This window comes from Herbaspirillum sp. GW821-FHT09A12, assembly GCF_059418325.1.
Map to the genome: position 1 here is coordinate 1 of NZ_JBWKPR010000022.1, position 16573 is coordinate 16573.

Consider the following 16573-nt stretch of genomic DNA (forward strand, 5'->3'; position numbering starts at 1 on the left):
CCGAACTTCTTCGACAGCACCGTTGCAATCGCTGCGGTCAGCGTGGTCTTGCCATGGTCAACGTGGCCAATCGTGCCCACGTTCACGTGCGGCTTGGTCCGCTCAAACTTGCCTTTTGCCATTTTAAATTTCCTTCAAGGAACGAATTGTTTGCTTAACGTTAAACCGTGATCCGCCCCACACGGGACGGATCGATACTTTCTCGCCTTACTTGACCTTACTTGGCCTTCGAAGTGACGATTGCGTCGATCACGTTCTTGGGCGCTTCGGAGTAGTGCTTGAATTCCATCGAGTAGGTTGCGCGGCCTTGCGTGGCCGAACGCAGCGTCGTCGAGTAACCGAACATTTCCGACAGCGGAACTTCAGCCTTGATGATCTTGCCGCCGCCGCCGGCGATTTCATCCATGCCCTGCACCATGCCGCGGCGGGACGACAGGTCGCCCATCACGGTACCGGCGTAGTCTTCCGGGGTCTCCACTTCGACCGCCATCATCGGCTCCAGAATCACCGGGCTGGCGCGACGGCAACCGTCCTTGAACGCCATCGAACCGGCCATGCGGAACGCGTTTTCGTTCGAGTCCACATCGTGGTACGAACCGAAGAACAGCGTGACCTTGACGTCAACCACCGGATAGCCGGCCAGCACGCCGGTGTTGAGGGTTTCACGCACACCCTTTTCAACCGCCGGAATGAATTCGCGAGGAACGGTACCGCCCTTGATCGCATCGACGAATTCAAAGCCCTTGCCGGCTTCTTGCGGCTCGATCTTCAGCACGACGTGACCGTATTGACCGCGGCCGCCCGACTGCTTGACGAACTTGCCTTCGGACTCTTCGCAGGTCTTGCGGATGGTTTCGCGGTAAGCCACTTGCGGCTTGCCGACGGTGGCTTCAACGTTGAACTCGCGCTTCATGCGGTCGACGATGATGTCCAGGTGCAACTCGCCCATGCCGGCGATGATGGTCTGGCCCGATTCTTCATCGGTACGCACGCGGAACGACGGATCTTCAGCAGCCAGGCGGTTCAGGGCCAGGCCCATCTTTTCCTGGTCGGCCTTGGTCTTGGGCTCGACAGCCTGCGAGATCACCGGCTCAGGGAAGACCATGCGTTCCAGCACGACCACAGCCTTGTCGTCGCACAGGGTGTCGCCGGTGGTGGTGTCTTTCAGACCCACGACCGCGGCGATGTCGCCGGCCAGCATTTCCTTGATTTCTTCACGCTGGTTGGCGTGCATCTGAACGATACGGCCAATACGCTCTTTCTTCGACTTCACCGAGTTCAACACGGTGTCGCCCGAATTCAGGGTGCCCGAGTAGCAACGGATGAAGCACAGCTGGCCGACGAACGGGTCGGTTGCGATCTTGAATGCCAGCGCCGAGAACTTCTCGGTGTCTTCCGCCTTGCGCACGACCGGCTCGTCGTCTTCGTCCAGGCCCGGAACCGGCGGAATGTCGACCGGCGACGGCAGGTATTCGATCACGCCGTCCAGCATGGCTTGCACGCCCTTGTTCTTGAACGCGGTACCGCACATCATCGGGACGATTTCGCCCGAGATGGTGCGCTGGCGAATCGCGCCCTTGATTTCGGCTTCGGTCAGGTCGCCTTCTTCCAGGTACTTGTTCATCAGGTCTTCCGACGCTTCAGCGGCGGTCTCGACCAGGTTTTCGCGCCACTTCTGGGCTTCAGCCTTCAGGCCTTCAGGAATGTCGCGGTAGTCGAACTTCATGCCCTGGCTGGCGTCGTCCCAGTAGATCGCGCGCATCTTGACCAGGTCGATCACGCCTTCGAAGTTTTCTTCGGCGCCGATAGGCACTTGCATCGGGATCGGGTTGGCCTTCAGGCGAGCGCGCATCTGCTCGTACACCTTGAAGAAGTTGGCGCCGGTACGGTCCATCTTGTTGACGAATGCCAGACGGGGAACCTTGTACTTGTTGGCCTGACGCCACACGGTTTCCGACTGCGGCTGCACGCCGCCGACTGCACAGTAGACCATGCAGGCGCCGTCCAGGACGCGCATCGAGCGCTCGACTTCAATGGTGAAGTCAACGTGGCCCGGGGTGTCGATGATGTTGATGTGGTGGGCCGGGAAATTGTTCGCCATGCCCTTCCAGTAACAGGTGGTGGCGGCCGACGTGATCGTGATGCCGCGCTCTTGCTCCTGCTCCATCCAGTCCATGGTGGCGGCGCCATCGTGCACTTCACCGATCTTGTGGTTCACGCCGGTGTAAAACAGCACGCGCTCGGTCGTGGTGGTTTTACCTGCATCGATGTGCGCGGAAATACCGATATTGCGGTAGCGCTCAATGGGGGTCTTGCGAGCCATGATTTAATCCTAAGTCTTTAATGCACGAAACCGAGCGTCAATTTTTTCAAATAAACGCTCGGCTCGAACCAATTCAGATATAGACAAGGACCCTGCCGATGCAACCAGGGCCCCGTCCTGTCTTTGTTAGAAGCGGAAGTGCGAGAACGCCTTGTTCGCTTCTGCCATACGGTGCACTTCGTCACGCTTCTTCATTGCGCCGCCACGGCCTTCGGCCGCTTCCAGCAATTCGCCGCCCAGGCGTTGCGGCATGGACTTTTCGCTGCGCTTGTTGGCGGCTTCACGCAGCCAGCGCATCGACAGCGCCATACGACGCACCGGACGCACTTCAACAGGCACCTGGTAGTTGGCGCCGCCAACGCGGCGCGACTTCACTTCAACCATCGGCTTGCAGTTGGAAATCGCTGCGGCGAACACTTCCAGCGGATCCTTGCCGGACTTTTGCTGGATGTGGTCAAACGCGCCATAGATGATGTTTTCGGCAACCGACTTCTTGCCCGACAGCATCAGGACGTTGACGAACTTGGCGACATCAACATTACCGAACTTCGGATCCGGCAAAATTTCCCGCTTGGGGACTTCACGACGACGTGGCATTTCAATTCCTTTCAATCTTCAGTTGAGTGGGCGAACTCTGAGACTTCGCTTTCAACATCGCCTGCACTCGCGGAGACCATCATGACCTCCACTTACTCGGCCCATCCGGACCGACACTTTTACCAGGCGACTAGCGCCATGATAAAGACCAATTATTACTTCTTCGCTGCCTTGGCGCGCTTGGCGCCGTACTTCGAGCGAGCTTGCTTACGATCCTTGACGCCCTGGGTATCCAGCGCACCGCGAACCATGTGGTAACGCACACCCGGCAAGTCCTTCACACGGCCGCCGCGGATCAGCACGACGCTGTGTTCTTGCAGGTTGTGGCCTTCGCCGCCGATGTACGAAATGACTTCGAAACCGTTGGTCAGGCGCACCTTGGCGACCTTACGCAGCGCGGAGTTCGGCTTCTTCGGAGTGGTGGTGTAAACACGGGTGCAAACGCCGCGTTTCTGCGGGCTGTTTTCCAGCGCCGGCGATTTGCTCTTCACGATCGCGGAGACGCGTGGTTTGCGAATCAGTTGATTGATGGTTGGCATCGTTTTAATCCAACAAAGTACGACATTGAAAACAGGTTCCGGAAACGGTTGCCCGGAACCACACAAGAAACTTGCGCGAGAGAAACTGCGCGTTTCGATTTAAGACCGGGAGGGAGATAAGCGTCGCAACAGCGAAACTTCAGACCAAAGAACGCATAAGCCCGGGCGAGCCTAAATTCGAGAACTCGCGAGTATATGCCTGAAAGGCTATTTGGTCAACCCGCTCGGGGCCTTTACCCATCCGGCGAACTTTCTGACGCCAAATTGCGACGCTTGGCATGTGTCAATCAGGCAATTTTCTGACAACCTGCCGCCGCGGATAAAAAAAACGGCGCCGGAAGCAATTCCGGCGCCGCTTCTGTCTTGCATGACGCTCACTCGGGGGCGGAGGCAGCCGATGCTTCCGGCGGCCTCCGGCAACTCAAGCTTCGCCTTCGTTGCCGCCGCCAATGGCTTCGGCCGACGGCGCTTCTTCGTTGAACACATCCGAGTGGGATGCGCGTTCGGCTTCGAGCAGTGCTGCGCGCTCTTCGGCTTCCCAGACATCCTTCTCCTTGCGGGCGCGGTGGAAGGCCAGGCCGGTGCCGGCCGGGATCAGGCGGCCGACGATCACGTTTTCCTTCAGGCCGCGCAGGCCATCCTTCTTGCCCATGATGGCCGCTTCGGTCAGCACGCGGGTGGTTTCCTGGAACGATGCCGCCGAGATGAAGGAGTCGGTCGACAGCGATGCCTTGGTAATACCCAGCAGGACGTTCTCGTAAGTCGCCGGCAGCTTGCCTTCGGCGCTCACGCGGTCGTTCTCGTCCAGCAGCTCCGAACGCTCGACCTGCTCACCGGTGATGTAGTTGGTATCGCCCGGCTCCACCACTTGCACGCGGCGCAGCATCTGGCGCACGATCACTTCGATGTGCTTGTCGTTGATCTTCACGCCTTGCAGACGGTACACGTCCTGCACTTCGTCGACGATGTAACGCGCCAGCGCTTCGATACCCAAGAGGCGCAGGATGTCCTGCGGATCGGCCGGGCCGTCCACGATCATTTCGCCCTTGTTCACCACCTGGCCGTCGTGCACCAGCACTTGCTTGTCCTTGGTGATCAGGAACTCGTGCTTGGTGCCTTCCATGTCGGTGATTTCCAGGCGCTGCTTGCCCTTGGTTTCCTTGCCGAACGCCACCGTGCCGGTGACTTCGGCCAGCATGCCGGCATCCTTCGGCGAACGCGCTTCGAACAGTTCGGCCACGCGCGGCAGACCGCCGGTAATGTCACGGGTCTTCTGCGACTCGGTCGGGATACGCGCCAGCACTTCACCGACGTGCACTTGCTGGCCATCCTTGACGGTGATCAGCGCGCCGACCTGGAAGCCGATGGTCACGGCGTGCTCGGTGCCGGCAATCTTGACTTCCTCGCCTTGTTCGTTCAGCAGCTTGACCTGCGGACGCATGACCTTGGCCGCCGACGAACCGCGACGCTTGGCGTCGATGACCACCAGGGTCGACAAGCCGGTGACTTCGTCGATCTGCTTGGCAACGGTGGAGCCTTCTTCCACGTTCTCGAACTTCACGGTACCGGTGTACTCGGTGATGATAGGACGGGTCAGCGGATCCCAGGTCGCCAGTGCGGTGCCGGCCTTGATCACCAGGCCATCCTTGACGATCAGGGTCGCGCCGTACGGCACTTTGTGGCGCTCGCGCTCACGGCCCAGGTCGTCGGTGATCAGCACTTCGCCGGAACGCGAAATGACGATCAGCTCGCCCTTGCCGTTGGTCACGTAACGCATCGCCGCGGTGAAGCGCACGGTGCCGTTGGACTTGGCTTCCACCGACGATGCCACAGCCGCACGCGAAGCCGCGCCGCCGATGTGGAAGGTACGCATGGTCAGCTGGGTACCGGGTTCGCCGATCGACTGCGCGGCGATCACGCCCACCGCTTCGCCGGAGTTGACCAGGAGGCCGCGGCCCAGGTCGCGGCCGTAGCACTTGGCGCACAGGCCATAGCGGGTGTCGCAAGTCAGCGGAGTACGCACCTTCACTTCGTCGATGCCCAGACGTTCGATCTCTTCGACCGTGTCTTCATCCATCAGGGTGCCGGCTTCGTAGAGGGTCGCCTGGTCTTCCGGATTGATGATGTCGGTGGCCGCGACACGGCCGAGGATACGGTCGCGCAGCGCTTCGATCACTTCACCGCCTTCGACCAGCGCCTTCATCGACGCGCCGTTGGAGGTGCCGCAATCGTCTTCGATCACCACCAGATCCTGGGTCACGTCCACCAGACGGCGGGTCAGGTAACCCGAGTTCGCGGTCTTCAGCGCGGTGTCGGCCAGACCCTTACGGGCGCCGTGCGTCGAGATGAAGTACTGCAACACGTTCAGGCCTTCGCGGAAGTTCGCGGTAATCGGCGTTTCGATGATGGAGCCGTCAGGCTTGGCCATCAGGCCGCGCATACCGGCCAGCTGGCGAATCTGCGCCGCCGAACCGCGGGCGCCGGAGTCGGCCATCATGTAAATCGCGTTGAACGATTCCTGCGTGGTCTTCTTGCCTTCGCGGGTGACGACGTCTTCCACCTTCAGCTGGTCCATCATGGCCTTGCCGACTTCGTCGCCGGCCTTGCCCCAGATGTCCACCACCTTGTTGTAGCGCTCGCCGGCGGTCACCAGACCGGAGGCGTACTGCTGCTCGATCTGCTTGACTTCGCTTTCGGCAGCCGCGATCAGGGTCGCCTTTTGCGGCGGCACCAGCATGTCGTCCACGCAGATCGAGATGCCGGCGCGGGTCGCCAGGCGGAAGCCCGACTGCATCAGCTGGTCGGCGAACACCACGGTGGCGCGCAGGCCGCACTTGCGGAACGAGGTGTTGATCAGCTTCGAGATTTCCTTCTTCTTCAGCGCGCGGTTGAGCACCGAGAACGGCAGGCCCTTGGGCAGGATCTCGGACAGGATGGCGCGGCCGACGGTGGTTTCGTAGCGCTTGATGGTGCGCACGAATTCGCCCGTTACCGGATCCTTCGGATGCTCGACGATACGCACGGTCACGCGCGTGGCCAGCTCGACTTCCTTGTTGTCGTAGGCGCGGATGACTTCCGACACGTCCGGGAACAGCATGCCTTCGTTCTTGCCGTTAATGGCTTCACGGGTGGCGTAGTACAGGCCCAGCACGATATCCTGCGACGGCACGATCGACGGTTCGCCGTTGGACGGGAACAGGATGTTGTTGGAGGCCAGCATCAGGGTGCGGGCTTCCATCTGCGCTTCGATCGACAGCGGCACGTGGACGGCCATCTGGTCGCCGTCGAAGTCGGCGTTGAACGCGGCGCAAACCAGCGGGTGCAGCTGGATCGCCTTGCCTTCGATCAGCACCGGCTCGAACGCCTGGATGCCCAGACGGTGCAGGGTCGGCGCGCGGTTGAGCATGACCGGGTGTTCGCGGATGACTTCTTCCAGGATGTCCCAGACCACCGGCTCTTGCGCTTCCACCAGCTTCTTGGCGGCCTTGATGGTGGTCGACAGACCCATCAGTTCCAGCTTGTTGAAGATGAAGGGCTTGAACAGTTCCAGCGCCATCAGCTTGGGCAGGCCGCACTGGTGCAGCTTCAATTGCGGACCCACCACGATGACCGAACGGCCCGAGTAGTCGACGCGCTTGCCCAGCAAGTTCTGGCGGAAACGGCCGCCCTTGCCCTTGATCATTTCAGCCAGCGACTTCAGCGGACGCTTGTTGGCGCCGGTCATCGCCTTGCCGCGACGGCCGTTGTCCAGCAGCGAGTCAACCGCTTCCTGCAGCATGCGCTTTTCGTTGCGCGTGATGATTTCAGGCGCGCGCAATTCCATCAGGCGCTTCAGTCGGTTGTTACGGTTGATGACGCGGCGGTACAGGTCGTTCAGGTCGGAGGTCGCGAAGCGGCCGCCGTCCAGCGGCACCAGCGGACGCAGTTCCGGCGGCAGCACCGGCAGCACTTCCATGATCATCCAGTCGGGCTTGATGCCCGAGCGCTGGAACGCCTCCAGCACCTTCAGGCGCTTGGCGTACTTCTTGATCTTGGCTTCGGACTTGGATTCCTTCAGTTCCTGGCGCAGGGTTTCCGCGTCGCGGTCGATATCGATCGAGCGCAGCAGTTCGCGGATGCCTTCGGCGCCCATGAAGGCGACGAAGTCGTCGCCGTACTCTTCGTACTTGGCGGCGTAATCGTCTTCCGACATGATCTGGCACTTCTTCAGCGGGGTCATGCCGGGATCGGTCACGACATAGGCTTCGAAGTACAGCACGCGTTCGATGTCGCGCAGGGTCATGTCCAGCACCATGCCCAGACGGGACGGCAGCGACTTCAGGAACCAGATGTGGGCGGTCGGCGAGGCCAGCTCGATGTGGCCCATGCGCTCGCGGCGCACCTTGGCCAGCGTGACTTCAACGCCGCACTTTTCGCAGATGACGCCGCGGTGCTTGAGGCGCTTGTACTTGCCGCACAGGCATTCGTAGTCCTTGATCGGGCCAAAGATCTTGGCGCAGAACAGGCCGTCGCGCTCTGGCTTGAAGGTACGGTAGTTGATGGTTTCCGGCTTCTTGACTTCGCCGTAGGACCACGAACGGATTTTCTCGGGCGACGCCAGGCCGATCTTGATGGCGTCGAATTGTTCGTTTTGCTGAACTTGCTTGAATAGATCGAGCAGTGCTTTCATGTATCACTCCAGGTTGGCGTGAAAAACGCTAGTCCATCGATTGGCCGTTTCGTCCTGCTTAACCCTGTTCGCATCGGCGGGCGAGCCGGCGGGGCCTTGCGCCCTGCGGTTCCACCGATACCGGGACAGGCGTCCACGGCCTACAACTGAGACTTCTTGGATTACTGGTATTGCTTGAATTCTTGACTGCCTGCCGACGCACCGGCGGGGCGCGGCGACATCAGCCGCGGCGCCCCTCCTTGCGCATCAGGTCACTCGCGTTCCAGGTCGATGTCGATACCCAGCGAGCGGATTTCCTTCACCAGCACGTTGAAGGATTCCGGCATGCCGGCGTCGATCACGTGATCGCCCTTGACCAGGTTCTCGTAGACCTTGGTACGGCCGTTCACGTCGTCGGACTTCACGGTCAGCATTTCCTGCAGCACGTAGGACGCGCCGTAGGCTTCCAGCGCCCACACTTCCATTTCGCCGAAACGCTGGCCGCCGAACTGCGCCTTGCCGCCCAGCGGCTGCTGGGTCACCAGCGAGTACGGGCCGGTGGAACGGGCGTGCATCTTGTCGTCGACCAGGTGATGCAGCTTCAGGTAGTGCATGTAGCCGACGGTGACGGTACGCTCGAAAGCTTCGCCGGTGCGGCCGTCATACATCGTGACCTGGTTCTTCGACGGGGTCATGCCCAGTTGCTTGGCGATCGGGTCCGGATAAGCCAGATCGAGCATGCGGCGGGTTTCGCTTTCATGCGCGCCGTCGAACACCGGGGTCGCGAACGGGACACCCTTCTTCAGGTTGGCCACCAGTTCCACAATTTCATCATCGGAGAACTTGTCCAGCTCTTCCTGCTTGCCGGACTCGTTGTAGATGGTGGTCAGGAACTTGCGCAGTTCCGCGACCTTTGCTTGCGCCTGCACCATCTCGCCCAGACGCAGGCCCAGGCCCTTGGCGGCCCAGCCCAGGTGCACTTCCAGCACCTGGCCGACGTTCATGCGGGACGGCACGCCCAGCGGGTTGAGCACGATGTCGGCCGGGGTACCGTCGGCCATGTGCGGCATGTCTTCGATCGGCAGGATGCGCGACACCACACCCTTGTTGCCGTGACGGCCGGCCATCTTGTCACCAGGCTGCAGGCGACGCTTCACGGCCAGGTAGACCTTGACCATCTTTTGCACGCCCGGCGGCAGTTCGTCGCCCTGGGTCAGCTTCTTGCGCTTCTCTTCAAAGGCCAGGTCGAACTGGTGACGCTTCTCGGCGATCGATTCCTTGATCGCTTCCAGGGCAGTTGCCATGTCGTCATCGGCCGGGCGGATGTCGAACCAGTGGTACTTGTCCAGGTCGTCCAGGTAAGCCTTGTCCAGCTTGGTGCCCTTGACCAGCTTCTTCGGGCCGCCATTGGCGACCTTGCCGATCAGCAGGCGCTCCAGACGCTGGAAGGCGTCGCCTTCCACGATACGCAGCTGGTCGTTCAGGTCCAGGCGGTAGCGCTTGAGTTCATCATCGATGATCTGCTGGGCGCGCTTGTCGCGCTGGATGCCTTCGCGGGTGAACACCTGCACGTCGATGACGGTGCCGACCATGCCCGAAGGCACGCGCAGCGAGGTGTCCTTCACGTCGGAAGCCTTTTCGCCGAAGATCGCGCGCAGCAGCTTCTCTTCCGGCGTCAGCTGGGTCTCGCCCTTCGGGGTGACCTTGCCGACCAGGGTATCGCCCGCTTCGACTTCAGCGCCGATGTAGGTGATGCCGGACTCGTCCAGACGCGCCAGCTGGTTCTCAGCCAGGTTCGAAATGTCGCGGGTGATTTCTTCCGCGCCCAGCTTGGTGTCGCGTGCGACCACCGACAGCTCTTCGATGTGGATCGAGGTGTAGCGGTCATCTGCCACGACCTTTTCGGAGATCAGGATCGAGTCTTCGAAGTTGTAGCCGTTCCACGGCATGAACGCCACCAGCATGTTCTGGCCCAGCGCCAGTTCGCCCAGGTCGGTCGATGCGCCGTCGGCGATGACGTCCTGCTTGGCGACGCGGTCGCCGACCTTGACGATCGGACGCTGGTTGATGTTGGTGTTCTGGTTGGAACGGGTGTACTTGATCAGGTTGTAGATGTCCACGCCGACTTCGCCGGCTTGCGCCTCGTCGTCGTTGACGCGGATCACCACACGGCCGGCGTCGACATAGTCGACCACGCCGCCGCGCAGGGCCTGCACGGTCGTGCCCGAGTCAACCGCCACGGTACGCTCGATGCCGGTGCCGACCAGCGGCTTTTCCGGACGCAGGCAAGGCACGGCCTGGCGCTGCATGTTGGCGCCCATCAATGCGCGGTTGGCGTCATCGTGCTCGAGGAACGGAATCAGCGAAGCCGCCACCGACACCACCTGGCCCGGGGCCACGTCCATGTACTGCACGCGTTCCGGCGAGACCAGGATGGTTTCGCCGGCTTCACGCGCCGACACCAGTTCGTCGGACAGCTTGCCGGCGGTGATGGTCGCGTTGGCCTGGGCGATCACATAGCGGCCTTCTTCGATGGCCGACAGGTAGTCGATCTGGTTGCTCACCTGGCTGTTCTCGACCTTGCGGTACGGGGTTTCCAGGAAGCCGTATTCGTTCAGGCGGGCGTACAGCGCCAGCGAGTTGATCAGGCCGATGTTCGGGCCTTCCGGCGTTTCGATCGGGCACACGCGGCCGTAGTGGGTCGGGTGCACGTCGCGCACTTCGAAGCCGGCGCGTTCGCGGGTCAGGCCGCCAGGTCCCAGGGCGGAAACGCGGCGCTTGTGCGTGATTTCCGACAACGGGTTGGTCTGGTCCATGAACTGCGACAACTGCGACGAACCGAAGAATTCGCGGATCGCGGCCGAGATCGGCTTGGAGTTGATCAGGTCGTGCGGCATCAGGTTGTCCGCTTCGGCCTGGCCGAGGCGTTCCTTGACGGCGCGCTCGACGCGCACCAGGCCGGCGCGGAACTGGTTTTCCGCCAGTTCGCCGACACAACGCACGCGACGGTTGCCCAGGTGGTCGATGTCATCGACTTCGCCGCGGCCGTTACGCAGTTCGACCAGGATCTTGATGACCGCCAGGATGTCCTCGTTGGACAGGGTCATGGTGCCGGTCAGTTCATCGCGGCCGACGCGACGGTTGAACTTCATGCGGCCCACGGCCGACAGGTCGTAGCGGTCTTCGCTGTAGAACAGGCCGTTGAACAGCGCTTCCACCGATTCTTCGGTCGGCGGCTCGCCAGGACGCATCATGCGGTAGATCGCAACACGGGCAGCGGTCTGGTCGGCGGTGTCGTCGGTACGCAGGGTCTGCGAGATGTAGCCGCCCTGGTCCAGGTCGTTGGTGTACAGCGTCTGGATGGCCGAGATGTTGGCTTCGCGCAGCTTGGCCAGCAGTTCTTCGGTCAGTTCGTCGTTGGCGCTGGCAATGACTTCGCCGGTGTCGCCGTCGACGATGTTCTTGGCCAGCACGCGGCCCAGCAAGTAGTCCTCAGGAACCGAGATGTGCTTGATGCCGGCGGCTTCGATGTCGCGCACATGCTTGGCATTGATGCGCTTGTCCTTGGCCACCATCACCTTGCCCGACTTGTCGGCGATGTCGAAACGCGCGACTTCACCGCGCAGGCGCTCGGAGACGAACTCCATGTCGGCGCCTTCGGCGTGCAGGTTGAAGTTGTCGAACACGAAGAAGTTCGCCAGGATCTGCTCGGACGTCATGCCGATGGCCTTGAGCAGGATCGTGACCGGCATCTTGCGGCGACGGTCGACGCGGAAGAACAGGATGTCCTTCGGATCGAATTCGAAGTCCAGCCAGGAGCCGCGGTAAGGAATGATGCGCGCCGAGAACAGCAGCTTGCCCGACGAGTGCGTCTTGCCGCGGTCGTGTTCGAAGAACACGCCCGGCGAACGGTGCAGCTGGGACACGATCACGCGCTCGGTGCCGTTGATGACGAAGGAACCGGTGGTGGTCATCAGGGGCAATTCGCCCATGTAGACTTCCTGTTCCTTCATTTCCTTGACCACCGGCTTGGTCGGCGATTCGCGGTCCAGGATCACCAGGCGCACCTTGGCACGCAGCGGCGAAGCGAACGTCAGGCCGCGCTGCTGGCATTCCTTGACGTCGAACGGGGGAGCGCCCAGCACATACGAAAGGAATTCAAGACGCGCAAAACCATTGTGCGAAACGATAGGGAAAATCGAGGTGAAGGCAGATTGCAGGCCTTCGTTCTTGCGGCTCGACGGTAAAGCGTCGGACTGCAGGAACGTCTGATACGACTCGATTTGAGTCGCAAGCAGAAACGGAACGTTGTGGACGTTTGCGCGCTTCGCGAAGGACTTGCGAATGCGCTTCTTCTCAGTAAATGAGTAGTGCATGGACACTCCGTGAGTGACAGGAAGGATAGATAGTTCAAGATTCGATGCACGCCGTGCGGCCCGCAGGCACTGGAAACCGGCATCTCAAATCTTCAAGTGTCAACCCTTGGTTTTTGCCCGAATCGCGCTTAATATTCCGGGCAACGGAAGATTGCGGCGCATCAAAATCGAACAAAAATAAGAAACGACAAAGGAGCCAAAGCCGAATCCCTTTTTCAAGGGATTCTGCACTTTGACTCCGGCGTAACAACTCGCCTTGGTTGGCAAGCAGAAATTACTTCAGTTCTGCCTTGGCGCCAGCTTCTTCCAGCTTCTTCTTGGCTGCTTCAGCGTCGGCCTTGGCAATGCCTTCCTTCACTGGCTTCGGTGCGCCGTCGACCAGGTCCTTGGCTTCCTTCAGGCCCAGACCGGTGATTTCGCGGACTGCCTTGATGACGCCAACCTTGTTCGCGCCGACTTCGGCCAGAACAACGGTGAACTCGGTTTGCTCTTCAGCAGCGGCAGCACCGGCGCCGGCGCCAGCAGGACCAGCGACGGCCATAGCGGCAGCGGAAACACCAAACTTCTCTTCGAATGCCTTGACCAGGTCATTCAGTTCCATCACGGACAGCGCGCCTACGGCTTCCAGGATATCTTCTTTGCTAATTGCCATTTGAAACTCCTAAATTTATTTCGGTAATAACATCAGATTGGTAATGACGCGGAACGTCGAAACTGCAGAGGCAGCCGCCACCAGGCGGCCGCGCATCATGCGGCTTCGGCTTCCTTCTTGGCTGCCAGGGCAGCCAAGCCACGCGCGAAGCCCGACACCGGAGCCTGCATGATGCCCAACAGCTGGGCCAGCAGAACTTCGCGGCTTGGGATGTTTGCCAACGCGGTCACGGCAGCCTTGTCGAGCTGCTTGCCTGCGAAGTTACCCGCCTTCACAACCAGCTTGTCGTTGGTCTTGGCAAAGTCGGCGACGACTTTGGCAGCGGCAACGGCATCTTCCGAGATCGAATAGATCAGCGGACCGGTCAGTTGTGGGGCGAGGTCGGCAAACTGAGTGCCTTCAACGGCGCGACGAGCCAGCGTGTTTTTCAACACGCGCAGGTACACGCCTTGGGCACGCGCTTGTGCGCGCAGTTGCGTCAAGGAACCAACCTGGATGCCACGGTATTCGGCCACGACGATAGTTTGCGCAGTTGCAACCTTTGCGGAAACTTCGGCGACGACGGCCTTCTTGTCATTCAGATTGAGACTCAAGATCAACCTCCAAAAATAGTGCTCGGCCATGACACAGGCGGAGATGCCTGCTTGCCTTACACCGGTTCGAACACGGCGTCCGAGGTTTAGGAGTTCATTGCAGCATCGTGCGAAACGAAAATGCGGCCTGAGACTACAAAACTTGTTCGGGTTCACCATCTGCGCTGGGTCGATTGCATTCGCATGCGCTCTGTTTAACTTCTTCCGGCAATCCAGCCCGGCGTCCGCCCAACGGTCTTTGACTGCCTGCAGCGGCCAGACTTCAACCGCTACAGCCCAAAGATGCGCCCCGCTTCCTGACGGCAACGGGGACTTGATTCCTTCTTAAGCAGCCAGGGAAGCCTGGTCAACGCGCACGCCGGCGCCCATGGTGGACGACAGCGCGATCTTGCGCAGGTAGATACCCTTGCTGCTGGCCGGCTTGGCCTTGTTCAGCGCATCGATCAGGGCCAGCAGGTTGGCCTTCAGATCGGCGTCGGAGAACGACTTGCGACCGATGGTGGCGTGGATGATGCCGGCCTTGTCGGTACGGTATTGCACTTGACCAGCCTTGGCGTTCTTGACGGCGGTAGCGACGTCCGGGGTCACGGTGCCGACCTTCGGGTTCGGCATCAGGCCGCGCGGGCCCAGGATCTGGCCCAGGGTACCGACGATACGCATGGTGTCGGGCGAAGCGATCACGATGTCGAACGGCATGTCGCCGGCCTTCACGCGCTCTGCCAGATCTTCCATGCCGACCACGTCAGCGCCGGCGGCCTTGGCGGCCTCGGCCTTGTCGCCCGAGGCGAACACGGCCACGCGCACGGTCTTGCCGGTGCCGGCAGGCAGAACGACGGAACCGCGAACGACCTGGTCCGACTTCTTGGCGTCCACGCCCAGCTGGACGGAAACGTCGATCGATTCATTGAATTTCGCCGTGGCGAATTCCTTGATCAGGGAAACGGCGTTATCGAACGGATAAGCCTTGGTGCGATCGATCTTGTCCTTGATCGCCTTGACGCGCTTGGATACCTTAGCCATTACAGACCCTCCACCGTGATGCCCATCGAACGTGCGGAACCAGCGATGGTACGCACTGCAGCTTCCAGATCAGCAGCGGTCAGATCCGGCTTCTTCTGGGTTGCGATCTCTTCCGCTTGCTTGCGGGTGATCTTGCCGACCTTGTCGGTGTGCGGCTTGGCCGAACCCTTCTGGATACCGGCAGCCTTCTTGATCAGGATGGTCGCCGGCGGCGTCTTCATCACGAAAGTGAAGGACTTGTCCGCGAAGGCGGTAATCACGACCGGAATCGGCAGGCCCGGCTCGACGCCTTGCGTTTGCGCGTTGAACGCCTTGCAGAATTCCATGATGTTCAGACCGCGCTGACCCAGCGCCGGACCGATCGGGGGGGAGGGGTTTGCTTTACCAGCTGGCACTTGCAGCTTGATAAAACCGATAATCTTCTTTGCCATGACGGCTCCTGTGTTGATTGAGTTTTAGCGCCTGTTCATTCGCCTCGCGGCTCTTTACTGTGGCTCCTCGGTTTGCCGGATTGACCGAACGGGGATACCCGTGCGACGCGCTCCTGCGGGCGCTTGTCCTGTTTTGCGGAGAGTGAGATTCCGGGAAGGGATCAGACTTTTTCCAGCTGGCCGAACTCAAGCTCGACCGGAGTGGCGCGACCGAAGATGGTGACCGATACGCGCACGCGCGATTTTTCGTAGTTCACTTCTTCGACGTTGCCGTTGAAATCGGTGAACGGGCCTTCCTTGATGCGCACCATTTCGCCGACTTCGTACAGCACCTTCGGACGCGGCTTTTCGACGCCCTCTTGCATCTGCTGCATGATCTTGTCGACTTCATGCGGAGGAATCGGCGTCGGGCGGTTCGACTTGCCGCCGATGAAACCGGTGACCTTGCTGGTGTTCTTGACCAGGTGCCAGGTTTCGTCGGTCATTTCCATTTCGACCAGCACATAGCCCGGGAAGAAGCGGCGCTCGGTCACCGACTTGTGGCCATTCTTCATGTCGACGACTTCTTCGGTCGGCACCAGGATCTGGCCGAACTGCTCTTGCATGCCGGCGCGGGTGATGCGCTCGGTCAGCGCACGCTGGACGCTCTTTTCCATGCCGGAATACGCATGCACCACGTACCAGCGCTTTTTTCCGGCGCCTGAAACGCTTTGCGCACCAATCGGTGCGCTGTCTTGTGTGCTATCGCTCATGTTATTTCCAGCCCAAAATTACGTCGTACAACAGGAATTCGAGCAACTTGTCCGTACCCCAGAGGAAGATCGCCATGACCAGTACGAAGGCGAAGACCACTGCGGTCATCTGCATCGCTTCCTTGCGGGTGGGCCAGACGACTTTCTTGGTTTCGCGAACGGCTTCCTTGGCGAAACCGACGAAGCCGCGGCCTTGTGCAGAGGTCCACGCAAATGCAATCGCCACCAGCAGACCGGCGACCAGGGCAAGAGCACGCACCGGGGTCGACTGGTCAGACAACACAAAAAAACCGACCACACCTGCGACAACGGCAACGATTGCCAAGGCAATCTTGATCTTGTCGTTGGAGGTATTGACGGTTTGGACAGGCTGGCTAGACATTATTTACTTTCAGTACCCTGCACCTGATTCGGTGGCAGGGGCGGAGGGCATCGAACCCCCAACCTTCGGTTTTGGAGACCGACGCTCTGCCAATTGAGCTACGCCCCTACAAAAACTCTCGATTGAGACACGAATGCCGCGATGCGAAATTCGCAGCGCGGCAAGGTGTTTTACAGCTTGATCTTAGTCGATGATCTTGGCGACGACGCCGGCGCCGACGGTACGACCGCCTTCACGGATAGCGAAACGCAGACCTTCTT

13 protein-coding genes and 1 tRNA gene are annotated in these 16573 nt (G+C 60.5%); all 14 read right to left on the reverse strand.

Annotated elements, in window-relative coordinates; genetic code table 11:
- Window positions 1-122, reverse strand: a 122-nt coding sequence (locus AC07N6_RS24005) for a GTP-binding protein (protein WP_017454492.1), incomplete at its 3' end; no start/stop codon positions are given.
- A gap of 95 nt (window positions 123-217) precedes the next feature.
- Complete coding sequence (fusA, locus tag AC07N6_RS24010) at window positions 218-2323, reverse strand: elongation factor G (RefSeq protein WP_494783828.1); 2106 nt, start codon at window positions 2321-2323, stop codon at window positions 218-220.
- A 126-nt stretch (window positions 2324-2449) separates the two neighbouring features.
- Window positions 2450-2920 carry a 30S ribosomal protein S7 gene (gene rpsG / locus AC07N6_RS24015; protein ID WP_494783827.1) on the reverse strand — a complete coding sequence of 157 codons (471 nt, stop codon included), beginning with the start codon at window positions 2918-2920 and terminating at the stop codon, window positions 2450-2452.
- A gap of 155 nt (window positions 2921-3075) precedes the next feature.
- Window positions 3076-3459, reverse strand: coding sequence for a 30S ribosomal protein S12 (gene rpsL / locus AC07N6_RS24020; protein ID WP_008113040.1), 384 nt, complete (start codon window positions 3457-3459; stop codon window positions 3076-3078).
- Between the two features lie 421 nt (window positions 3460-3880).
- Window positions 3881-8128: a DNA-directed RNA polymerase subunit beta' gene (gene rpoC, locus AC07N6_RS24025; RefSeq protein WP_494783826.1), complete on the reverse strand. Its 4248-nt coding sequence runs from the start codon at window positions 8126-8128 to the stop codon at window positions 3881-3883.
- 251 nt (window positions 8129-8379) lie between these two features.
- The gene (gene rpoB / locus AC07N6_RS24030) at window positions 8380-12483 is read right to left on the reverse strand and encodes a DNA-directed RNA polymerase subunit beta (RefSeq protein ID WP_494783825.1); all 4104 of its coding nucleotides are present in this window, start codon (window positions 12481-12483) and stop codon (window positions 8380-8382) included.
- A 274-nt stretch (window positions 12484-12757) separates the two neighbouring features.
- Complete coding sequence (rplL, locus tag AC07N6_RS24035; RefSeq protein WP_494783824.1) at window positions 12758-13135, reverse strand: 50S ribosomal protein L7/L12; 378 nt, start codon at window positions 13133-13135, stop codon at window positions 12758-12760.
- Window positions 13136-13230: 95 nt separating this feature from the next.
- A complete protein-coding gene (gene rplJ, locus AC07N6_RS24040) occupies window positions 13231-13728 on the reverse strand; it encodes a 50S ribosomal protein L10 (RefSeq protein WP_402701964.1) in 498 nt (165 codons plus the stop codon).
- 324 nt (window positions 13729-14052) lie between these two features.
- Window positions 14053-14748, reverse strand: coding sequence for a 50S ribosomal protein L1 (rplA, locus tag AC07N6_RS24045; protein ID WP_141917760.1), 696 nt, complete (start codon window positions 14746-14748; stop codon window positions 14053-14055).
- A complete protein-coding gene (gene rplK / locus AC07N6_RS24050; RefSeq protein WP_007875265.1) occupies window positions 14748-15179 on the reverse strand; it encodes a 50S ribosomal protein L11 in 432 nt (143 codons plus the stop codon). Before rplK ends, rplA begins: the two co-directional genes overlap by 1 nt.
- Before the next feature lie 161 nt (window positions 15180-15340).
- On the reverse strand, window positions 15341-15931 hold the full coding sequence (gene nusG, locus AC07N6_RS24055; RefSeq protein WP_141917758.1) for a transcription termination/antitermination protein NusG: 591 nt from the start codon (window positions 15929-15931) through the stop codon (window positions 15341-15343).
- Window position 15932: 1 nt separating this feature from the next.
- Window positions 15933-16313, reverse strand: coding sequence for a preprotein translocase subunit SecE (gene secE, locus AC07N6_RS24060; RefSeq protein ID WP_494783823.1), 381 nt, complete (start codon window positions 16311-16313; stop codon window positions 15933-15935).
- 32 nt (window positions 16314-16345) lie between these two features.
- Window positions 16346-16421, reverse strand: a tRNA-Trp gene (locus AC07N6_RS24065).
- Between the two features lie 75 nt (window positions 16422-16496).
- On the reverse strand, window positions 16497-16573 hold a 77-nt coding region (locus AC07N6_RS24070; RefSeq protein WP_494783518.1), incomplete at its 5' end, for an EF-Tu C-terminal domain-related protein.

Coding starts and splice junctions, on each gene's coding strand:
- rpoC (WP_494783826.1), bottom strand. CDS start 8,128: ATGAAAGCACTGCTCGATCTATTCAAGCAAGTTCAGCAAAACGAACAA.
- rplL (WP_494783824.1), bottom strand. CDS start 13,135: ATGGCAATTAGCAAAGAAGATATCCTGGAAGCCGTAGGCGCGCTGTCC.
- fusA (WP_494783828.1), bottom strand. CDS start 2,323: ATGGCTCGCAAGACCCCCATTGAGCGCTACCGCAATATCGGTATTTCC.
- secE (WP_494783823.1), bottom strand. CDS start 16,313: ATGTCTAGCCAGCCTGTCCAAACCGTCAATACCTCCAACGACAAGATC.
- rpsL (WP_008113040.1), bottom strand. CDS start 3,459: ATGCCAACCATCAATCAACTGATTCGCAAACCACGCGTCTCCGCGATC.
- rplA (WP_141917760.1), bottom strand. CDS start 14,748: ATGGCTAAGGTATCCAAGCGCGTCAAGGCGATCAAGGACAAGATCGAT.
- rplK (WP_007875265.1), bottom strand. CDS start 15,179: ATGGCAAAGAAGATTATCGGTTTTATCAAGCTGCAAGTGCCAGCTGGT.
- rpsG (WP_494783827.1), bottom strand. CDS start 2,920: ATGCCACGTCGTCGTGAAGTCCCCAAGCGGGAAATTTTGCCGGATCCG.
- nusG (WP_141917758.1), bottom strand. CDS start 15,931: ATGAGCGATAGCACACAAGACAGCGCACCGATTGGTGCGCAAAGCGTT.
- rpoB (WP_494783825.1), bottom strand. CDS start 12,483: ATGCACTACTCATTTACTGAGAAGAAGCGCATTCGCAAGTCCTTCGCG.